Source organism: Bacillus sp. FSL K6-3154, assembly GCF_040869395.1.
Taxonomy (GTDB): domain Bacteria; phylum Bacillota; class Bacilli; order Bacillales; family Bacillaceae; genus Bacillus; species Bacillus safensis.
The window spans coordinates 338,479-358,696 of the sequence record NZ_CP152033.1 but is presented as its reverse complement, the minus strand read 5'-3'; the positions used below and the strand labels follow the sequence as shown (position 1 = coordinate 358,696).

General features: G+C 40.4%; 21 protein-coding genes, 1 pseudogene and 1 other annotated feature. Of the genes and pseudogenes, 19 read left to right on the top strand and 3 right to left on the bottom strand.

All coding sequences use genetic code 11. From position 1 onward, the window contains the following. Window positions 1-48 precede the first annotated feature (48 nt). Together MHH61_RS02040 and MHH61_RS02035 are read left to right on the top strand one after the other, a co-directional pair. Window positions 49-1,791 carry a penicillin-binding protein 2 gene (locus MHH61_RS02040; RefSeq protein ID WP_111926413.1) on the top strand — a complete coding sequence of 581 codons (1,743 nt, stop codon included), beginning with the start codon at window positions 49-51 and terminating at the stop codon, window positions 1,789-1,791. A 67-nt stretch (window positions 1,792-1,858) separates the two neighbouring features. After that, on the top strand, window positions 1,859-2,524 hold the full coding sequence (locus MHH61_RS02035) for a YrrS family protein (protein ID WP_024427892.1): 666 nt from the start codon (window positions 1,859-1,861) through the stop codon (window positions 2,522-2,524). 219 nt (window positions 2,525-2,743) lie between these two features. Here MHH61_RS02035 and MHH61_RS02030 read toward each other — a convergent pair whose 3' ends face one another. Beyond that, window positions 2,744-2,947 carry a YrzA family protein gene (locus MHH61_RS02030; protein WP_024423103.1) on the bottom strand — a complete coding sequence of 68 codons (204 nt, stop codon included), beginning with the start codon at window positions 2,945-2,947 and terminating at the stop codon, window positions 2,744-2,746. 186 nt (window positions 2,948-3,133) lie between these two features. Between MHH61_RS02030 and MHH61_RS02025 the strand changes: the two genes are divergently transcribed. The 7 genes from MHH61_RS02025 to MHH61_RS01995 all read left to right on the top strand — a co-directional run bounded on the left by MHH61_RS02025 (window position 3,134) and on the right by MHH61_RS01995 (window position 7,813). Then, a complete protein-coding gene (locus MHH61_RS02025) occupies window positions 3,134-3,775 on the top strand; it encodes a class I SAM-dependent methyltransferase (RefSeq protein WP_368004460.1) in 642 nt (213 codons plus the stop codon). Between the two features lie 15 nt (window positions 3,776-3,790). Beyond that, window positions 3,791-4,486 (top strand): 5'-methylthioadenosine/S-adenosylhomocysteine nucleosidase, encoded by a 696-nt coding sequence (gene mtnN / locus MHH61_RS02020; protein ID WP_024427894.1) that lies wholly within the window; start codon window positions 3,791-3,793, stop codon window positions 4,484-4,486. 46 nt (window positions 4,487-4,532) lie between these two features. Further along, window positions 4,533-5,456 (top strand): PLP-dependent cysteine synthase family protein, encoded by a 924-nt coding sequence (locus MHH61_RS02015; RefSeq protein ID WP_024427895.1) that lies wholly within the window; start codon window positions 4,533-4,535, stop codon window positions 5,454-5,456. 1 nt (window position 5,457) lies between these two features. Next, complete coding sequence (locus MHH61_RS02010) at window positions 5,458-6,606, top strand: bifunctional cystathionine gamma-lyase/homocysteine desulfhydrase (protein ID WP_024423100.1); 1,149 nt, start codon at window positions 5,458-5,460, stop codon at window positions 6,604-6,606. Between the two features lie 72 nt (window positions 6,607-6,678). Beyond that, window positions 6,679-6,909 carry a YrhC family protein gene (locus tag MHH61_RS02005; protein WP_024427896.1) on the top strand — a complete coding sequence of 77 codons (231 nt, stop codon included), beginning with the start codon at window positions 6,679-6,681 and terminating at the stop codon, window positions 6,907-6,909. Window positions 6,910-7,357: 448 nt separating this feature from the next. Further along, on the top strand, window positions 7,358-7,492 hold the full coding sequence (locus MHH61_RS02000) for a YrzI family small protein (protein ID WP_065214597.1): 135 nt from the start codon (window positions 7,358-7,360) through the stop codon (window positions 7,490-7,492). A gap of 165 nt (window positions 7,493-7,657) precedes the next feature. After that, entirely contained in the window at window positions 7,658-7,813 is a 156-nt protein-coding gene (locus MHH61_RS01995; protein ID WP_223251019.1) for a hypothetical protein, read from the top strand. 43 nt (window positions 7,814-7,856) lie between these two features. Here MHH61_RS01995 and MHH61_RS01990 read toward each other — a convergent pair. Continuing rightward, a pseudogene (locus tag MHH61_RS01990) lies at window positions 7,857-7,931 on the bottom strand (YjcZ family sporulation protein); the annotation flags it as partial. Window positions 7,932-8,250: 319 nt separating this feature from the next. On the opposite strand from MHH61_RS01990, the gene MHH61_RS01985 reads away from it, so the two are divergent. The 10 genes from MHH61_RS01985 to MHH61_RS01940 all read left to right on the top strand — a co-directional run bounded on the left by MHH61_RS01985 (window position 8,251) and on the right by MHH61_RS01940 (window position 19,466). Continuing rightward, entirely contained in the window at window positions 8,251-8,853 is a 603-nt protein-coding gene (locus MHH61_RS01985; RefSeq protein ID WP_024427897.1) for a class I SAM-dependent methyltransferase, read from the top strand. A gap of 401 nt (window positions 8,854-9,254) precedes the next feature. Next, the gene (gene fdhA / locus MHH61_RS01980; protein WP_024423097.1) at window positions 9,255-10,469 is read left to right on the top strand and encodes a formaldehyde dehydrogenase, glutathione-independent; all 1,215 of its coding nucleotides are present in this window, start codon (window positions 9,255-9,257) and stop codon (window positions 10,467-10,469) included. Between the two features lie 98 nt (window positions 10,470-10,567). Next, window positions 10,568-11,341: a class I SAM-dependent methyltransferase gene (locus MHH61_RS01975; RefSeq protein WP_056767935.1), complete on the top strand. Its 774-nt coding sequence runs from the start codon at window positions 10,568-10,570 to the stop codon at window positions 11,339-11,341. A gap of 330 nt (window positions 11,342-11,671) precedes the next feature. Continuing rightward, entirely contained in the window at window positions 11,672-12,616 is a 945-nt protein-coding gene (locus MHH61_RS01970) for an ABC transporter ATP-binding protein (protein WP_169510670.1), read from the top strand. 19 nt (window positions 12,617-12,635) lie between these two features. Beyond that, window positions 12,636-13,802 (top strand): ABC transporter permease, encoded by a 1,167-nt coding sequence (locus MHH61_RS01965; RefSeq protein WP_125586646.1) that lies wholly within the window; start codon window positions 12,636-12,638, stop codon window positions 13,800-13,802. Next, window positions 13,795-14,916, top strand: coding sequence for an ABC transporter permease (locus tag MHH61_RS01960; protein WP_034622662.1), 1,122 nt, complete (start codon window positions 13,795-13,797; stop codon window positions 14,914-14,916). Before MHH61_RS01965 ends, MHH61_RS01960 begins: the two co-directional genes overlap by 8 nt. A gap of 141 nt (window positions 14,917-15,057) precedes the next feature. Continuing rightward, window positions 15,058-15,807 (top strand): SDR family oxidoreductase, encoded by a 750-nt coding sequence (locus tag MHH61_RS01955; protein WP_125586725.1) that lies wholly within the window; start codon window positions 15,058-15,060, stop codon window positions 15,805-15,807. A gap of 78 nt (window positions 15,808-15,885) precedes the next feature. Beyond that, window positions 15,886-16,126 (top strand) — a binding site (T-box leader). Between the two features lie 52 nt (window positions 16,127-16,178). Further along, window positions 16,179-17,399: an MFS transporter gene (locus MHH61_RS01950; RefSeq protein WP_103131913.1), complete on the top strand. Its 1,221-nt coding sequence runs from the start codon at window positions 16,179-16,181 to the stop codon at window positions 17,397-17,399. Window positions 17,400-17,469: 70 nt separating this feature from the next. Further along, on the top strand, window positions 17,470-18,510 hold the full coding sequence (locus MHH61_RS01945) for a 2,3-butanediol dehydrogenase (RefSeq protein ID WP_017358082.1): 1,041 nt from the start codon (window positions 17,470-17,472) through the stop codon (window positions 18,508-18,510). Window positions 18,511-18,635: 125 nt separating this feature from the next. Further along, window positions 18,636-19,466, top strand: coding sequence for a manganese catalase family protein (locus MHH61_RS01940; RefSeq protein ID WP_025092842.1), 831 nt, complete (start codon window positions 18,636-18,638; stop codon window positions 19,464-19,466). Window positions 19,467-19,501: 35 nt separating this feature from the next. Here MHH61_RS01940 and MHH61_RS01935 read toward each other — a convergent pair whose 3' ends face one another. Then, a complete protein-coding gene (locus tag MHH61_RS01935; RefSeq protein WP_125586644.1) occupies window positions 19,502-20,215 on the bottom strand; it encodes an amino acid ABC transporter permease in 714 nt (237 codons plus the stop codon). Between the last annotated feature and the right edge of the window lie 3 nt (window positions 20,216-20,218).

Sequence of the window (20,218 nt, the reverse complement as noted above, 5' to 3'; positions counted from 1 at the left end):
ACGTTTATCAGGTAAACACCTCGTCCACAATAGGGACGAGGTGTTTTTATGCGCAAAAAAAGAAGAATTCAATGGACAGGTGCGATTATTTTTATACTATTGCTCGGTCTTCTGATGAGACTGGCAGAAATTCAGCTGTTCTTCACAGAATCGTTTTCAAAGCTTGATATCAATTTAATACAAGAAAGTGTCAAACAGCGAACAGAAGAAGTCGTTATTTCAGACGGGCGCGGTGAGTTTTTAGATCGAAACGGCCAAGCACTTCTTACAAAAGAACAGCCTGCGGTTATCTTATTTCCTTTCCTGCAATATGATCTTCCACGCTTACAGCAAACCGCCTCTATTCTTGAGATGGAAGAGGATGAACTCAAAAAACAGTTAACAGAAACGAAAAAACCTCTCATTTTAAAAGATGACATCACGAAAAAAAAGCTGAAAGACATCAATGATATGAAATATTCGGGTGTGTACGGCGTATATATGAAAGAGAAGGACAAAAAAAGACTTGCCCTCCACACATTAGGTTTCACAAGCGAAAATCCAGAACTATTGAGAAAGCGTTATCCTGACAAAAAAGAGCTTTCCATACGTACTGAAATCGGCACATTTGGGCTGGAAAGCACCTTTGACGAATTTCTATTACCCGAGCAAGACACAAAATTGTTATATCATGTGGACGGAAGGGGAAACCCTTTGTTCGGTATGGACGTCAAATATACAGCAGAAGCTCATTCCTTTTATCCACTTCAGGTACAGACAACAATAGATGAAGACATGCAGGCTGAAATGGAGAAGGTGCTCAAAGAACAAGGCGTTGAAAAAGGCGGTGCCGTTCTGCTCGACATTGAAAAAAGCAGTGTACTGGCGATGGCGAGTACCCCAAATGTCACAAGTAAAAACCGGCATGAGGCAAGAAATTACATGCTGACAGCCATTGCACCAGGCTCTGTCTTTAAAACGGCTGTACTTGCCGCAGCAATCGAAAAAAATCTTGACCAGCCACAAACCATGTATGACTGTCGAAAGAATTTATATGGAGAGCCTGAAGGAAAACAGGAAGTGCTGAATCTGACGGACAGTTTCTCAGAGAGCTGCAATTATACCTTTGCCACACTTGCTGAAAGGCTCATTCAAACAGATGATCAAATCATCGAAAAGACGGCTGCAAAGCTTGGACTCATAGATCGAGCTGGCTGGGAAGGGGATGTCTATCATAAGCAGCACTTCAAACAGTTTGATCGTGAAGAAACAGGCAGTGTGTGGGGAGATAAAAGAGACAAGCATGTCAAAAAAGCCATTGCACAAACCGCAATAGGACAAAAAAATGTGAAAACGACGCCTCTGCAAATCGCGAATATGATGGCTACGATCGCAAGAGGAGGAGAACGAAAAGAAGTGAAAATCGCAGAAAAAGTGCTGTATCAAAACGGAACAACGATGCTGTCCTTTCAAAACAAACGGCCTGAAGGGGGCAGCATAGACCGCTATACAGCTCAAAAGCTGCAAAAATTCTTAAGGCAGGTGGTGACCTCTGACAAGGGAACTGGAAGAAGGTTTCAAGATTTGCCATACGATGTAGCGGGAAAATCAGGTACTGCCCAAACCGGCAGTCAAGACAAAAAGGGGAATCCGCTTTATCATAAGTGGTTTGCTGGATACTTTCCGGTAGAAAAACCAAAATACGCCCTTGTTGTTGTTCACCTTGATGAGACAAGTGGCCGGGCTAAGACAAATGATGCGTTTTATGATATTGTAAAAAAGGTCAATGAAATTGAAAAGAAACAGACATAGAACATCCCTTCATGACATGTTAGAATAGTAACGACTTAGGGAACAGAGGCAAAGGAGTGCAGAGATTTTGAGTAGAAATTCTCGATTTGAACATCGTGATAAGCGCAGAAAGGCAAATATGGTGCTTAACATATTAATTGGTATCGTTGTGGTGCTTATTTTGGTTGTCGCATCGAGTTTGTTAATTTTTAATAAGCCGAAAGATACAGATGTAGCGAAAGAACCATCAAAAACGGCACCTGCAACAAGTGAAAATAAACAAAACTCACAAGAAGATGTGAAAGATCCAAAGAAAGACACATCCGATGATTCAGATGCAAAAAAAGATGATTCATCTGATCAAGACGACGAAACGAAGAAGACAGATGATGAAGAAAAACCTAATAAAGATGCGTTAAAAGACGCCAAAGAAACAGATGGCGGCAAAACGAGTGATGTAGACAAAACATACGAAAATGATGACTGGGAGCCTGTAGGAACAGAGCAATCCGGTTCACATACAGCAACCTATGATTCCAGCTCAAAAGACTGGAAAGAAATGATCAAAGCCATGTCCTATGCGACAGGAATTTCAGAAGATCAAATGACCGTTCTTTGGTTAGGAAATAACGGAGGTCCTCAAGATGCAAAAGGAACCATCCGTGATAAATCAACAGGTGAACGCTACCGCGTGGAAATTACGTGGGTAGATGAAAAAGGCTGGAAACCTGTGAAGGTTGAAAAATTAAGATAAACATGAAAAAAAGATAGCAGATTGTTGACAAAGGGCTAAAATGATGTTTATTTTAGCCCTTTGTCTTCTTTTCAGCGTGATAGAAAACCTTTGCAGTCTAGGAAGGACGAGTACTGGAGCGGAGCGAATTTGACATTCGTGAGCACCGGCACGCAGAACTGACAACGAATGCGAGGGTTTGTCTACACGCTGAGATAGCAGATATGCTATCTTTTTTGTTTAGACATTCGCTTTAAAATGAACAACTGCTGTATACAAAATCCGCTCATCGATCACAGTCGTTTGATGACTGACAGAATGAACAGTCAGCAGAATCGCTTGATTATGTTCAATTTGTTTTTGGATCTTTTGTTCAAGTTCTTTTAAAGATGTTGCTTCAAAAAATTCTATTTTATCCTTTAAAAAATCCAGCTGAAAATCCATTTGATTCACCTCTCTATACTCTTCATTCATCTTAATCTCTCTCCCTCAGAAGGGCAAATGTTTTTCGGTTTCTCCCAGTATTTTTTAGTAGGAAAGAAACAGAAGTTGTGGTAGGATAGGAACTGTTCGACGGAATAAAACATACTATACGCATAGGAATAAATAGATAAAGTGGAGGGAAAGAAAATGGGACGTGAATTTCTTTCTTTATTTGATCATTGGGCTGACTCTTATGACGACACGGTAATTGGTCATGACGAGCAGTATAAAGAAGTGTTTCGCCGGTATCCGGCTATTTTAAAAGAGATTGTCCGCCTTTCAGGCCAAGACGTTCTTGAGTTTGGAAGCGGTACGGGGAATCTAACAGCGCTGCTCCTTGCAGCTGATAAAAACGTGTTTGGTGTTGAACCATCAGATGCCATGAAGAAAGCGGCTCTTCAAAAAGGACTGCCAGATCTATTTCATGATGGGGATTTTTTATCATTCCCAGCGCCGCCTTTTGAGCCAGATACGATCGTCAGTTCATATGCATTCCATCATTTAACGGATGAAGAAAAAAAACAAGCCATTCACACCTATAGCAACATCCTTCACTCAGATGGTAAAATAGTTTTTGCTGATACAATGTTTCAAAATCAAGCAGCACATCAAGCTCAGATCGACAAAGCGAGAGCCGCAGGGTTCGATCAGCTTGCAGAGGATTTAGAAACGGAATATTATCCATCCATTGATGTGCTAAAGCAAATCTTTGAAGAAGAAGGTTTTAGCACGTCCTTTCATCAAATGAATGATTTTGTTTGGATCGTAGAAGCGAAGAAAAGGGAATGAAAGGATGTTTTTGATTTGAAAATCGCAGTTATAGGTGCAATGGAAGAAGAAGTGACGATTTTAAGAGATCAACTAAAAAATGCTACACAAGAAAACATCGCTGGGTGTGAATTTACAACAGGTGTTTATGAAAATAAAGAAGTGATTTTATTAAAATCAGGAATTGGAAAAGTAAATGCAGCGGTCAGCACAACATTACTGCTTGACCGCTTTCAGCCAGATTATGTGATCAATACAGGATCTGCTGGCGGTTTTCACCACTCATTAAATGTAGGTGATATTGTCATCTCTACTGATGTGAGACATCATGATGTAGATGTGACCATCTTTGATTACGAATATGGACAAGTGCCGGGACTTCCAGCTGCTTTCATTGCAGATGAAAAGCTTGTGAAGCTGGCAGAAGAATCTGCTTTAGAAATTGATCATATTCAAGTGGCAAAAGGAACGATTGCAACAGGAGATTCGTTTATGAATGATCCGGATCGTGTAGCGTTTGTGAGAGAGAAGTTTCCAGAGTTATATGCGGTGGAAATGGAAGCCGCAGCCGTTGCACAGGTCTGCCAGCTCTTTGGTACGCCATTTGTTGTCGTTCGTGCGCTATCCGATATTGCAGGGAAAGAATCCAATATCTCCTTTGATCAATTCCTTGAGCAAGCAGCGATTCACTCAACCGACCTTGTCTTGCGTATGATAAAGCAAACACAATAAAAGAAGGGGTTTCCCCCTTCTTTTCCATGCAAAGGAAGGGAATCATATGGCTGTCATAAAGGATATTACTGAATTAATTGGCCGCACACCGCTTTTAAAGCTGTCAGGGATTGGCGTCCCAGAAGGCGTTGAGGTGTATGCAAAGCTTGAGATGATGAATCCAGGTGGAAGTATTAAGGATCGTTTAGGTGACATGCTCATCAGAGAAGCATTAGCATCTGGCAAACTGCGTCCAGGCGGAACTATTATTGAAGCCACTGCTGGAAACACAGGAATTGGGCTTGCCCTAAGTGCAAGAAAGCATCAATTGCAGACCATTTTTTGTGTACCAGAACATTTTAGTCAAGAAAAACAACAACTGATGAAGGCGCTCGGTGCAGAGATTATTCATACGCCGAGAAAAGAAGGCATGAAGGGTGCGATTGATCGAGCCCTTGAATTAGAGGCAAGCCTTGACAATGCCTATTGTGTTTTACAATTTAAAAACCAAGTAAATCCATTGACTTACTACAGAACGCTCGGTCCCGAATTATGGTCCGACTTAAAAGGGAATATCGATGTATTCGTGGCGGGAGCAGGATCTGGCGGAACTTTTCAAGGTTGTGCCGCCTATTTAAAAGAGCAGAATCAGGCGTTAAAAACAGTGGTTGTGGAGCCTGAAGGATCAATTTTAAATGGAGGGGATCCGGGTCCGCATAGAACGGAAGGAATTGGCCTTGAATTTATCCCAGATTATATGGAGCAGGCTTTATTTGATGAGATTTACACTGTCAGTGATGATGATGCGTTTCGAATGGTGAAAGAAGCAGCTGAAAAAGAAGGTGTTCTCATCGGCAGCTCTTCTGGTTCCGCTTTATTTGCCGCTTTAGAGGAAGCAAAGAAAGCAGCACCTGGGACAGTCATTGTCACCATTTTTCCTGACAGCAGTGAGCGATATTTAAGTAAAGGAATTTATGAGGGAGGAAAATAGAATGAAACCAAAAACAATGATGATTCACAGTGGAACAACGGGTGATGAGAGAACAGGCGCCGTGTCTGTGCCGATTTACCAAGTGAGTACTTATAAGCAGCCGAAAGCAGGCGAACATACGGGGTATGAATACTCCAGAACAGCAAATCCAACAAGAACTGCCCTGGAAACAGTCATTCGTGATCTTGAAGGAGGAGCAAGCGGCTACGCATTTGGTTCAGGGATGGCAGCCATTACGGCTGTGATGATGCTGTTTAACAGCGGAGATCATATTGTGCTGACAGATGACGTGTACGGCGGAACCTACCGCGTCATCACAAAGGTGCTAAACCGCATTGGCATTACTGCAACTTTTGTTGACACAAGTGATCCTGAAGCAGTGAAAAAAGCCATTTTACCTGAAACAAAAGCCGTTTACATTGAATCGCCAACCAATCCTTTACTCAAAATGACGGATCTAAAAGCCATCGGCGAATTGACAAAGGAAGCCAACATCTTGATGATTGTCGACAATACATTTTTCACACCGTATTTCCAAAAGCCGATTGAATATGGCGCAGACATTGTCTTGCACAGTGCGACTAAGTATTTAGGCGGCCATAGTGATGTTGTAGGCGGGCTTGTCGTCACAGCGACGAAAGAGCTTGGAGAAGAACTGCACTTTGTTCAAAACTCGACAGGCGGAATTCTTGGGCCGCAGGATTCGTGGCTTCTCATGAGAGGGATGAAAACGCTTGGACTACGAATGGAAGCACATCAACAAAATGCACAGAAAATCGCTGAGTTTTTAAAGCAACATGCAGCCGTCACACGTGTTTATTATCCAGGTCTCGATACTCACCCTGGACATGAACTTGCGAAAACACAAGCATCCGGCTTCGGCGGCATGATCTCTTTTGATATTGGAAAAGAAGAACATGTCGATGTATTTTTAAGCCAGCTTAAGCTGTTTACAATCGCAGAAAGCCTTGGAGCGGTTGAAAGCTTAATTTCTGTCCCTGCCCGGATGACCCATGCGTCCATTCCAAAAGACCGCCGGGAGGAGCTTGGTATCACAGATGGTTTAATTCGTATTTCCGTCGGAATTGAAGATGTGGATGATTTACTACATGATATCAAGCAAGGACTAAGCGCACTGGCGAATGGATAGATTTACATGCTCCTCGCTTTCTCTCACTATGTTAAGCTATGAATAGACATTGATAACTGGAAGGTGAAACAAGTGAAGAAAAAGTGGAGTGATTTAGTGACAGATTACAAGCAGTACGCTTTTATTTTGCTTGCTGTCAGCACCTTTTTATATATTGGTACGATCTTACCGAACCAGCACATCGAAGCATCTCCAAAAATGGTGATGTTGGGAATAGATTGTGTTTTCTTATTAGCAGCTTTTGTTTGTGTTAAACGCGCGATTTTCTTTCAAAAGAAACTGCAAGAATTAGATGAAGATTAATTCGAAAGCCTCCTCATTTGCCTGAGGAGGCTTTTTTTATTGTATTGGACAATCGGACAAGAATAACTGTAGAAATTTAGTCAAAAACACAAAATTCATCTATATTACTAAAAACAGGTTTACAAAATGGTGCTTGCTGGATATACTTACAAAGTAATTAAAAAAACGTAAAGGAGGCTGAAGAATATGTTATTCGTATCTACTTGTGATCAATTCAACCAACAATTTCATCATGTCATCAGCCTGTGGAAGAGTTCGTGTCCTTCCTTTGCCTTATACGGTGCACGCTTCAAAACTGTTTAAGTAAACGAGGATTTCACACGTATCATCCATTGCAGGTTGGAAGACACTGTCTTTTGATCTGCATTTTTGTGTGCCCGCAGGTCAACTGATAAAGAAGATCTGCGGGCTATTTCGCGTGCTGCGAACTGAAGGGAGGTGAGCGTATATGACAATCCATTTATTTTTTATTACTTTGACGATTAAGCGGAAATACAAGGACATTGAGACCGTTCTTTACGAACAAGAAGTCGAAACAATTTATGAAGAAATGAAACAGAAACAACTAAAGTATATGAACTAAAACAGGAAATGAAAAATGTGAAAAGGAGGAGATTGACATGTTTATGATGCTTGCAATGCTTGATTGTTATACGATGGAGAAGGACCAGGTTTAGACACGCTCCACATTGATCACCTGCACATATGATACCGTAAAAGGTGATTGTGAGGTGATCAATGAATGTCGATGTCACCATATATGAGATTTCCGTCTGTGGGGCACGGGTATGCATCTATTCCGCATTCCTTAAAGCACGGATACGGCAATCCATACCGCATGCAAAGAGAGCAAGAGGAAATGCTCAGACGTTATATGTATCAGTACCGGACTTATTGGTATTAAAGAAAAGGAGCAGGAAACCATGACGTTTCCTGCTCCTTTTACGTTAGCAAATCCAGCTTGCACCAATGATGATCAACAAAATGAACAGTACAACAAGCAATGCGAATCCGCCTGCAAAACCGCCACCGTAGCCACCGCAGTAGCCTCCAGAATAACCGCCAAAGCCCATAATCTAGCACCACCTTTATCTAATCAAGATACATTTATAAATTATGCAGCTCATGCAGAAAACGAAATCAATCTGAGCACAAATAATGAAAACGCCTATTCAGGTTAAAAAAATTTTCACTTTCTGCGAAACATTTTCTGAAAAGGAGCGTCTTATAAGAGACAAATAAATTAGGACTAGGTCTTAATTTTTGTAAGGTGAGAGCCGATATGAAAAGTAAGGAAATTTGTAAATAGTTTTATTTACTGGTGAAAAGCAGGTGTTAACATTGATTCAAAGCTGGATTGGAAAACAAATGAGGGAACCAAAAGGCTTGTTCTCAAAATGGGTTGCCCGCTATATGGAAAAAAATCATCATAATATCAATGAATGGACGATTCAACTCTTAAATATACAAGAAAATGACCGAATTTTAGAAATTGGGACTGGAAGAGGCATCACCTTATCAAAGGTAGCTGAAAAACTTGACCGCGGAAAAGTATATGGAGTGGATGCCTCTCGCCATATGATTAAATATGCAAAAAGAAAACATAAGAAGCTTGCGGAACAGGACAAAGCCGTCATTACGCTTGGTAAGGCTGAGCAATTACCTTTTGAAGACAGATCATTCAATAAATTATTTACGGTGCAGACGATCTATTACTTGAAGGATATTGAGCAAGTCATGAAGGAAGTGTACCGCGTCCTTCAAGTGGATGGAGAAGTATTTTTATCTTTCCAAAAGCAGGAGCTGATCAACGAACAAAAACGGTCAACATCTTTTTCATCGTACAGTGAAGAAGAGATCAGCCGTCTGTTTTCAGCATATCACTTTAGAGAAGTCTCGGTTTATCACTATGATACATACATCTGTATCAAAGCCTTAAAATGATGAAAATATTTCCCAGGTAATGAACAAGCACTCAAAAAAGAGGCTCTTCGTCAGAGGAGCCTCTTTGCCTGCAATAAAAAAAGGTTCTTCATCAGAAGAGCCTTTTGTATGTGATATAGGCGCCAGCCAGGTGTGTAAGGAATGATAGTATATATAAGGAATTTGTTTGTCGATTAAGGATACCTGTCTGGCTTATTTCTTATATCGACACCGTTCTGCAAAAGTTTAGCTTTTTTTTCAATATTTTCTTTTTTATTTCGCTGAAAGACACATTTTTCTTTCTCACATAGACATGTGACTCCCTCTTTTTCACATAATGTGCTGTTTGAAGAAGGAAATTGCTTAAGAAATAGAGAAAATTGTAGAGACTTCATTTTTAAACAAAAGGGAGGAATGAAATCATGTCGGGAAACAAAGGTGTCGTTTATAAAGGAGCAGGAAAAGTAGCAGTTGAGGATATTGGATACCCTGATTTGGTCTTAAAAGACGGCCCGGGTGTACCTAAAGCCAATGTGGGGCGCAAATGTGAGCATGGCGTCATTTTAAAAGTAGTGACGACGAATATTTGCGGAAGTGATCAGCACATGGTGAGAGGGCGTACGACTGCACCTGAAGGACTTGTCCTTGGTCATGAAATTACAGGTGAAGTCGTGGAAGTTGGGCGAGATGTAGAGTTTATTCAAAAAGGAGATCTCGTGTCCGTTCCGTTTAATATTGCATGCGGACGCTGCGTCATGTGTAAGGAACAAAAAACCCATGTGTGCTTAAATGTAAACCCGGACCGCCCTGGCTCTGCCTATGGATATGTAGATATGGGCGGATGGGTTGGCGGCCAATCCGAGTATGTCATGGTTCCATATGCAGATTTTCAACTGCTCAAATTTCCAGACAAAGATCAAGCGATGGAAAAAATACTTGATCTCACGATGCTTTCCGATATTTTCCCGACAGGTTTTCATGGTGCTTATACGGCTGGAGTAAAGCCTGGTTCGACCGTATATATTGCAGGTGCTGGGCCAGTAGGTCTTGCAGCAGCACATTCGGCTCAGCTTCTTGGCGCATCTGCTGTGATTGTTGGAGATCTGAATGAGCAAAGACTGGAACAGGCAAGAAGCTTCGGCTGTGAGACGATCAATCTACGAAAACATGATCGAATCGGCGAACAAATTACGAATATTTTAGGGGAGCCAGAAGTTGATTGTGCCGTCGATTGTGTCGGCTTTGAAGCTTCGGGTCATGGAGACCAGGGAGAAGCACCAGCAACTGTTTTAAATACGATTATGGATATTACTAAAGTTGGCGGCAAGCTTGGAATTCCAGGGCTTTATGTCACAGAAGATCCAGGAGCAGTGGATGCCGATGCAAAAGTCGGTTCTCTGAAAGTGCGAATTGGACTTGGCTGGGCGAAAGCTCATACCTTTGTGACAGGTCAAACCCCTGTTATGCAATATCATCGCAGTCTAATGAAATCCATTTTAAGCGGCAGAGCACAGATCGCTAAAGCCGTCAATGCGACCGTCATTGACCTTGATCAAGCCCCTAAAGGATATAGTGACTTTGATTCGGGTGTGGCGAAGAAATTTGTCATTGACCCGCACGGGATGCTTTCTCGATAATTTTTAACATGAAAGGAGCCGCTCAATAAAATGGGACGGCTCTTTATTGTGGAAAATCACATAGAATATACAAATCCATTTCAAGGGGGAGGAATTAGATGAATTCAGATCAAGCCAAAAGAAGGGTTGTAGAACAATTTGGGAGAAATGCAGAAAAGTATGTGACGAGTCAAACTCATGCAAAGGGAGCAGACCTGGATCTAATCGTTGAATGGACAGCTCCAAAAGAAAGCTGGATCGTCCTCGATATAGCAACTGGTGGCGGGCATACCGCAAAAGCATTGGCTCCATATGTGAATCAAGTATTTGCGACGGATTTAACGAAAGAGATGCTTTCTCATACATCACTTCATTTAAAAGCGTATCCACAAATTTTTTATGTAGTAGCGGATGCAGAAAGCCTTCCTTTTTTAGATGGCACATTTGATATGGTCACATGCCGAATTGCAGCACACCATTTCCCGCACCCTGAACAGTTTGCCAAAGAGGCATCTCGCGTATTAAAGTCAAATGGTCTGTTTTTCTTTATTGATAATGTTTCGCCAAATGATGAAGAGCTTGCACTATTTATCAATGAGCTGGAAAGATTGAGAGACCCAAGTCATGTGTCCTGTCTATCTACAGAACAATGGCGGGAATTGTTTTATAAAGAGGGAATAAAAGAAGTAAGATCAATGGAACGAAAAAAACGTTACCCTTTTCAAGAATGGGTCAAGCGAACAACGAAAACTTTAAAGGAAGAAGAGATCGTTACAAAATACATGCTAGATGCTAACGAGAAAATAAAGCAATATTATAGATTGAACATGACAGAGGATCAAATAGAATCAATAGAGGTGGATGACTGGATTGCTCTTTTCAGGAAAGAATAAAAATGTCGATTAAACTTTGTGGAAAAAGCAGGGTCAAACATTTGTGAGTGGTGATCCCCCTTCTGTGATGTAATATGACTGAAATTAGTATTTGATCCGCATATATTGATTAAAAAACTTACAAGAACCTCTTGTAAGTTTTTTTGTGTTTTCAACATTTATAAAAGTCTGTACTATTCTCCTGCATTCCGTAACATGTTAAAATGAACGGATTGGAAATATTGATATTTAGTAGAATTTTATACCATATATTATAATTTGATTGGATGGTAAATATTTTTAGGTTTTTTATGTAAGAGAACGATATGCCGAATAGAGGAGAGAGATAGGTTGCTAAAAGTACATGACATTAAGAAAAATTATGAGAATAAGCAGGTATTAAAAGGGGTAACCTTTCACTTAAAAAAAGGAGAATCATTTGGTCTATTGGGACCGAATGGTGCTGGGAAATCCACATTAATTGGCATCTTGACAGGGCTTATCCGAGCAACTAGCGGCTCTGTAACGATTGAAGGTTTAGATTTAAACAAAGAAACAAATAGAGCACAGCAAATGATTGGTATTGTCCCGCAAGAGATCGCGTTATATTTACATTTGACAGCAAAAGAAAATTTAATATTTTGGGGGAGAATGTACGGACTCAAAGGAAAGGAGTTAAAAAGCAGAGTACAAGAAACACTTCAGTTAATTGGTCTTGAAGATAGAGCAAATGACAAAGTGAAAGTATTCTCTGGAGGAATGAAAAGAAGAGTGAATATCGGATGCTCGATTTTGCATCAACCGAAACTATTAATCATGGATGAACCGACTGTAGGTATAGATCCACAATCAAGAAATCACATACTAGAAACAGTAAAAATGTTAAATAATGAAGGGATGACAATTATATATACTAGTCATTACATGGAAGAAGTCGAATATTTATGTGAAAGAATGGCTATTTTGGACCACGGATCGATCATTGCAATGGGGGATCAACATGAATTAAGTGAGCTTGTCGGCAATCAAAGGGAAATTATTTTTACTATTAAACGTGAACATGGACAGAGCGAAATAGATCGTGTTTGCCAATACATACATGATGAAGATCCGTTAAAGGAAATCGTGATTCATGGAAATCAAATTAAAATATTTGATCAACATCCTCAGCAGCTATTAAGTCGTCTCATTCAAGGTGTGACTGCATTAAATGTTCAAATTATTTCAGCAGAAATCGTAGAACCAAACTTAGAAAATGTTTTTTTATATTTAACTAGTAAAAAATTGAGGGATTAGGCTGTTTGGAGGTGAGCATATGAGCATTTGGGTTGTACTGAAAGATCTATTATTGTTTTTTAGGGATAAGAAAAGCTTTTTTACACTTTTTTTTATGCCTATCATATTAATTGCTATTTTAGGTGCAGCATTTGGAGATAACATGCAGAAAGATAGTGAAATCAAGATCAATTCATTTCGAGTAGGAATAACAGATCAAGATAAGTCCGCTACAAGTAAAATGTTTCTTTCAACAGTGTCTAAGAGTGAACTAAGTGACATATTTGATGTGAAGGTCACCTCGAAAAATCAGCTAGAGAAAGATTTAAATAGTAGAGACATTACAATGGGGATAATCATCAAGCCGAATTTTGAAAAAAGTCTATTGAATCATGATCATGTGCAATTGAATATTTTGAAAGGGCCTAATTCAAACTTACAGGAAATGGTTCTGGAAAATGTGGTTTTGAAATTCTTTCAAAATTATCATATGAATCGTATTCTGGTGCCGTTGAATCAAGGTAAAGAAGTGGAGATCGTGTCTGATCAACTGAAAAAAGACCTGGTGAACGAGAGAAATATTCATATCAACAGCCAGCCGATTACATCCTTCCAATACTACGCAGGCGGGATGGGTGTGCTTTTTTTATTAATGACTGTTGTTTTTCTAGTTGGAAGTATGATAGAGGAAAAAGAGGAAGATGTTTATAAAAGGCTGATTGTATCAAAATTAAGCAATACTAGTTACATCGTTGGGAAGTTATTAGGTATTGTTTTGATGAGTATGATTCAACTTGCGGTCATTATTTTATTTACTAGTTTTGTCTTTAAGGTGAACTGGGGAGAGCCTTTTACTGTTGTTATGATCGGATGTAGTTTTATATTAAATGCTGCGGGTTTCGGGGTGCTGATTGGTTCTTTTATCAATAGAGAAAAAACGTTTAACAGTGTGGGGATTTTAGGAACTCAAGTGTTAGCTGCTTTAGGTGGGAGTATGGTGCCCTTATACTTATTCCCGCAATGGGTAATTGATATCAGCTATTTTTTACCTAATTCTCTTGCACTTCAAATGTTTTTGAAAAGTATGGCAGGTGCTGATTTTAGTGAAATTCAAAGCGGATTATTACTTAGCTGTGGGATGGGACTAGCTTTCTTCATCATTGCTTTATTAAGAATGTCTTTTGAAAGGAAGCATCGTTATGCATAAAATATTAGCCATTATAACGTTAAAGTTAAAAGAAACATTAAAGTCCCCATTGACCCTCATTTTTTTATTTGTTATGCCAATCGTATTTAGTTTTATCTTTGGCAGTACCGCATCTGATTCAAAGAAACCTACAGTTGCTTTTATTCTAGAGCCTAGTCAAGGGAAACTGGATCAAGAAATTTTTCAAATTCTCGAAAAAAACACCAAATTTCTCTGGGTAAAGGCGACTGAAAGAGACGCAAAAGATTTAGTATCTGAAGAAAAGGTAGTGGCGTCTGTAAAAGTCGCAAACCAATTAAAGTCCCATCTAAAAGAAAATAAAGAAATTTTTGATGTGACAGTTTATAAGAAAACTGAAGAATATGCAGTCTTATCTCCTTATTTAAAAGAGACAGCTACCATCATTTATCAAATCAATCAGGGTGTGAAAGAGCAGAAAAGTGTTTCTCTCACTAATGCATTGAACAAGTTAAATGAATCTGGCACCATTTCATTGATTGAAAAAAATCAAGATGATCAAGCAAGCCAGCAGCCAAATTTAATACCGCTTGGCTTTACCATTATGTTTATGATGTTTGCGATTTCAAGCTCTGTGTCATCTATTCATTTGGAATATAAAGATTATACATGGCAAAGATTGCTTTCGAGTCCAATTCATAAAATATATGTGCTTCTGGGCTATTTAGTGGCTTATTTCCTCCTTGGATGGATACAACTGGGTGTTCTTTTGACTGTCCTATCTGTGTTCTTTCATGTGTACTTAGGCAACGTAATTCATATTCTAGTGTTTGGATCATTTGTTATAGGGCTAGTCGTGAGTTTAGGTTTTATGATTGCCACCTTATCTCATACAAAAAAGCAAGCTGAAGTATTTAGTGCAATTGTTATTGTAGGATCGTGTATGCTGGGTGGTATTTATTGGCCTTTAGATATCGTTCCAGACATGATGAAGAAGATCTCTTTGGCTATACCGCAAACGTGGATGATGTCTGGTTTTGGTGAGATCATGAGTGGTACGGTCAACCAATCAATCTTATTATTAGACATAACAGTTTTAGCAGCTTTTACGATTGTTTTTATGGTGATTGGTTTGAAAAATATTAGATCCTATTAATCATTTTTCTTCGTTCCATTTGAGTTTTTAAAAAATCCCTCTATTGCTCTCAATTGCGATAAAGGGGTTTTTTATTCATGCGTACTCCTCAAAATGATATGATAGACGACAACATCTCATGGAGAAAGGATTGGATGAATGATGAATTTTCAACATAAAACCGTCATCATCACAGGCGCAGCCAATGGTATTGGTGAAGCGGTTGCCTGCGGTTATGCAAAAGAAGGGGCGCGTGTGGTGCTTGCGGATATAGATGAAGAGAAGGGGAAGCGTTTGGAGGAGCAGCTGAGAAAAGAGTCCTTTGAAGTTTATTTCATTAAAACAGATGTGAAACAGGAGAAGGATATTCAGCGCTTAATGTCGTTTGCGGTGGAGCACTGCAAAACAATTGATATTCTCATTAATAATGCCGGCGTCATGTGCACAGCATCGCCTTATGAGTTAACGGTCGATGAGTGGGATCATGTGCTGCATACAAATGTAAGAGGGACTTTTTTATGCGCTAGAGAAGCAGCACGTTATATCAAAGAGAATCCAAACGGCGGTTCCATTGTGAACATTTCATCTACCCGTGCGACCATGTCAGAGCCTCATACAGAAGCATATGCTGCATCAAAAGGCGGCATTTCCGCGCTTACTCATGCCTTGGCAGTTTCTTTTAGTCAGGATCACATTACGGTAAATAGCATTTCCCCTGGATGGATTGAAACGAAAGATGAGACAAGCCTTCGAGAAATTGACCATCAGCAGCATCTTTCCAATCGAGTCGGCACGCCAAAGGATATTGTGAAAGCCTGTTTTTATTTAACAGATGAAGACAATCAATTTGTGAACGGCACAGATTTGGTTGTTGATGGCGGCATGACTAGGAAAATAATTTATGCGGATTAACATGAAAAAAACATTGACGCTTTGACCGGGGCGCAGTACAATATGTAACAATTCAGCTGAAGATCGTGATGAAAAAAAGATACAGCGCAAATAGAGAAGAGTACATCATAGCTGCCCCACACAGAGAACTCCGTGAAGCTGAGAAGGAGCTGGGAAGCATGATGGAACCAAGCCTCTTAGCTCTGCACCGGATTCCTTCGGATGGTGGTGCAGCGAACTTCTCCCGTTACAGAGAAGGGTGAATGATCACCCGCTAAGGTTCATCTGGCAACAGATGAATGAACTGAGGTGGCAACGCGGAGTAAATCCCGTCCTCAAGACAGACATGTCTTGGGGGCGGGATTTTTTTATGACAAATAGGGGGGACAATGATGAAAAAACATTGGCGGGATATGAGTATTTTACTTGGAGCCATCGGGATTGCGAACATAGGAGAATGGATTTATATGATTGCCCTCCATCTGCTTATTTTTCAAGAAACGGGCTCTGTACTTGCTGTAACAGCAGTTTATTTGCTAAGACCGGCTGCGGCTCTTTTGACCAATAGCTGGTCCGGCAGTTTGATTGACAGGCTGAATCAGCGGAATGTGATGATCAGTTTAGATATTACCCGTGCTCTGCTCATTGCATGCATCCCTTTTGCCTTATTTTCAGGACATCTGCTCATTCTGTATGTCATGGTGTTTTTCATACAGATGGCACAAGCGATGTTTCATCCAGCGTCGATGGTGTATATGACAGGACTAATCCCGGCGGATAACCGAAAACGGTTTAATGCCATTCGCTCTTTATTACAATCCGGTGGATTTTTACTTGGGCCCGCAGCAGCAGGTCTGCTCTTTCTCATTGGGACTCCTGTTCTTTCAATTTATGTAAATGCCATCTGCCTGTTGATATCTGCTCTGTTAACGATGTGTTTACCGAATTTGCTCAAAACAGATGCTGCCCAAAAGCGGTTTTCCCTTTCAATGTTAAAAGAGGATGCAAAGCTTGTTCTGCGTTTTAGTCTGACGTCACGCCAGATCATGACGGTATATTTATTATTTAGTGCGGCGATAACGGTCCTTCCTACGGCCATAGACTCACTTGAAACAGCCTTTGCAAAAGAAGTATTGATGCTGACTGATACACAATATGGCCTTCTTGTCAGTATAGCTGGAGCGGGTATTATTGCAGGAGCAAGTCTTAATTCGGTCATTGTTGAAAGGCTGTCAGTTTCGCTGATGCTTGGAATCGGCAGTTTGTTTGTGGCGTTTGGCTATCTTATTTATGCATTTTCCAGCAGCCTAGTTGCAGCCGCCGGTGGATTTTTTATATTAGCCTTCTTTTTAGCATTTGCGAACACAGGCTTTATGACGTTCTATCAAACGAATATTCCTGTAGAGGTGATGGGGAGGGTAGCCAGCTTTTATGCTTTGGTTGAAGCCATTCTGACGATGACCATGACAGGAATATTTGGCGGACTCGCTCATATTTTATCGATCAGAATCTCCGTCATCATTGGGTGTATATGTATGCTTCTAATCTGTCTATTGTTATGTTTTGTCATCTTTCGTCCATTGACTGTCAAAAAAATAGTGCATCCTACTTAGAAAATTAAAAAAATTATGTTATCATTATTTAAGTAAGTTAATTAAATTGATGAGAAAAGGAGTCTTACAAATGAAAGCACTACGCTGGCACGATCAAAAGGACATTCGACTAGAGGAAATTGATGAACCAACAGTTGCTCCAGGAAAAGTGAAACTGAAAGTAAAATGGTGCGGCATTTGCGGTAGTGATTTACATGAATATTTAGGCGGACCGATCTTCATTCCTGTGAATGAACCTCATCCACTTACAAAAGAAAAAGCACCAATTACACTGGGACACGAGTTCTCTGGTGAAGTTGTTGAAGTAGGAGAAGGCGTGAGCAATTATAAAGTAGGCGACCGAGTGGTTGTTGAACCTATTTTTGCAACTCACGGACATCAAGGTGCTTATAACTTAGATGAAAACATGGGCTTTTTAGGACTTGCCGGAGGCGGCGGTGGATTCTCTGAATATGTATCAGTCGATGAAGAATTACTTCATTTATTACCAGACGAAATCTCATATGAGCAAGGCGCGCTTGTCGAGCCTTCTGCGGTTGCTTTATATGCGGTTCGTTCTAGTAAAGTACAAGCTGGGGATACAGCGGCTGTGTTTGGCTGCGGACCAATTGGTTTACTTGTCATTGAAGCATTAAAAGCAGCTGGTGCTACTGATATTTATGCAGTTGAATTATCAAAAGAACGTCAAGAGAAAGCAAAAGAGCTTGGAGCGATCATTGTTGATCCTTCTCAGTATGAAGATGTTGTTCAAGAAATTGCACGCCGCACAAACGGTGGCGTCGATGTTTCTTTTGAAGTGACAGGTGTACCTGTTGTATTGAAGCAAGCAATCCAATCAACTAGAATTTCAGGCGAAACAGTCATTGTAAGCATTTGGGAAAAAGGTGCAGAAATTATGCCGAATGACATTGTCATTAAAGAACGTACAGTAAAAGGAATTATCGGTTACAGAGACGTATTCCCATCTGTATTAAACTTAATGAGAAAAGGCTATTTCTCTGCAGACACACTCGTCACGAAAAAAATCAAGCTGGATGATGTGATCGAGGATGGCTTCCATGCATTAATCAATGAAAAAGATCAAGTGAAAATTTTAGTCAGTGCTGAATAAGTAAGATAACAAAGAGGATGGCATAAGCCGTTCTCTTTTTTTATGTATTCAGATCTTTTTCATAAAGGGAGCTGCGGTCGAATAGTGATAAGTGAAAAGATGTTTTTGATAAGGGAGATGACATCATGTTTTATCACATCAAAGAATTGCAATATGAAGCAAAGCCCTCAAAGCCTGATCCGGTGTATGCAAAGAAATTACAAGAAGTATTAGGCGGTCAATATGGTGAAATCAGTGTAATGATGCAATATTTATTTCAAGGCTTTAATTGCCGGGCAGACCAAAAATATAGAGATCTGTTATTTGATGTTGGAACCGAGGAAATTGGTCATGTCGAAATGCTGGCAACGATGATCGCACGTTTATTAGATAATGCACCCGTCAAAGACCAAGAACAGGCGTATCAAAGTGATCCAGCACTTGCGGCTGTTATGGGCGGAATGAACCCGCAGCATGCAATTGTTGCCGGTTTAGGGGCAATGGCAGCGGATAGTCAAGGATACCCTTGGAATGCCAAATACATCATTTCAAGCGGAAATTTAATGGCGGATTTCAGAGCCAATTTAAATGCAGAATCACAAGGGAGACTCCAGGTCACAAGACTTTACGAAATGACAGATGACCGCGGCGTCAAAGATATGCTCTCCTTCCTCATTGCTCGTGATACATACCATCAAAATATGTGGCTTGCTGCAATTAAAGAATTAGAAGAGCGAGAAGGGGATGTCGTCGTACCAACCACCTTCCCTCGTTCACTAGAAAAACAGCAAGTATCCTATGACTTGTTTAACTTCTCAAGAGGGGAAGAAAGTAAGCAAGGCAGATGGGCACATGGCCGCAGCATGGATGGAAAAGGAGAGTTCAGATATATTTCTGCACCTGTCGTTTTCGGCTCTGCACCAAAGCTCAAACCCGCACCAAAAGAACTGTTTAACACACCAAAAAAGGGTGAATAAAAAAGTCGATCAGGTTTTTGTGCCTGATCGACTTTTTAACGTCCGAGAGTTCTTCCGTATACGCTGACACGTTTCTCTAATAATGCAAAGGCTAATTCAAAAATAATGCTCAGCAGCCAATAGATCAAAGCAGAGACGAGATAAGTTTCTAAAAACTGATAGCCGTCATTTGCAATGATCCGGGAAATACCCATGATTTCGAGTACCCCAATTGTAAACGCAAGAGATGTCGCTTTTAATAACTGAACGAGCTGATTGCCTAGGTTTGGTAAGGCCACAACAAATGCCTGCGGCAAAATAATGCGTATCATCGCCTGACGTGTGGTCATGCCTACAATTTTTGCCGCTTCAAGCTGCCCTTTGTCTACTGCCAGAAGTGCACTTCGGACCACCTCTGTTAAATGAGCGGCTGAATGCAGGCTGAAGGTAATAAGAGCCACAGCTAAAGGGGAGACCATATCCGGATGAAAGGTCAGTCCGAATGTGCCGTTCATACTGGTTAGAAGAAAAGGGAGTCCATAAAAGAAAGCGAACAGTTGAACAATAAGCGGCGTTCCTCTAAAAAAGGAGACGTAGAGCGTAACAAGCTGTCTAAGTACAGGGATGCGAAAGAGGCGAATGAAAGCAAAAACAGATCCGATCACAAGACTTACAGCCATGGAAACAAGAGCAATTAATAAGGTGAAAGGAACACCTTTTAGAATATGTGGTACTTGGTCAATCGCAAATGGAATATCAATGGTTTGCATCAA

Coding starts and splice junctions, on each gene's coding strand:
- MHH61_RS02040 (WP_111926413.1), top strand. CDS start 49: ATGCGCAAAAAAAGAAGAATTCAATGGACAGGTGCGATTATTTTTATA.
- MHH61_RS02030 (WP_024423103.1), bottom strand. CDS start 2,947: ATGGATTTTCAGCTGGATTTTTTAAAGGATAAAATAGAATTTTTTGAA.
- MHH61_RS02025 (WP_368004460.1), top strand. CDS start 3,134: ATGGGACGTGAATTTCTTTCTTTATTTGATCATTGGGCTGACTCTTAT.
- MHH61_RS02015 (WP_024427895.1), top strand. CDS start 4,533: ATGGCTGTCATAAAGGATATTACTGAATTAATTGGCCGCACACCGCTT.
- MHH61_RS02010 (WP_024423100.1), top strand. CDS start 5,458: ATGAAACCAAAAACAATGATGATTCACAGTGGAACAACGGGTGATGAG.
- MHH61_RS02000 (WP_065214597.1), top strand. CDS start 7,358: ATGACAATCCATTTATTTTTTATTACTTTGACGATTAAGCGGAAATAC.
- MHH61_RS01995 (WP_223251019.1), top strand. CDS start 7,658: ATGTCACCATATATGAGATTTCCGTCTGTGGGGCACGGGTATGCATCT.
- fdhA (WP_024423097.1), top strand. CDS start 9,255: ATGTCGGGAAACAAAGGTGTCGTTTATAAAGGAGCAGGAAAAGTAGCA.
- MHH61_RS01975 (WP_056767935.1), top strand. CDS start 10,568: ATGAATTCAGATCAAGCCAAAAGAAGGGTTGTAGAACAATTTGGGAGA.
- MHH61_RS01965 (WP_125586646.1), top strand. CDS start 12,636: ATGAGCATTTGGGTTGTACTGAAAGATCTATTATTGTTTTTTAGGGAT.
- MHH61_RS01960 (WP_034622662.1), top strand. CDS start 13,795: ATGCATAAAATATTAGCCATTATAACGTTAAAGTTAAAAGAAACATTA.
- MHH61_RS01955 (WP_125586725.1), top strand. CDS start 15,058: ATGAATTTTCAACATAAAACCGTCATCATCACAGGCGCAGCCAATGGT.
- MHH61_RS01950 (WP_103131913.1), top strand. CDS start 16,179: ATGAAAAAACATTGGCGGGATATGAGTATTTTACTTGGAGCCATCGGG.
- MHH61_RS01945 (WP_017358082.1), top strand. CDS start 17,470: ATGAAAGCACTACGCTGGCACGATCAAAAGGACATTCGACTAGAGGAA.
- MHH61_RS01940 (WP_025092842.1), top strand. CDS start 18,636: ATGTTTTATCACATCAAAGAATTGCAATATGAAGCAAAGCCCTCAAAG.
- MHH61_RS01935 (WP_125586644.1), bottom strand. CDS start 20,215: ATGCAAACCATTGATATTCCATTTGCGATTGACCAAGTACCACATATT.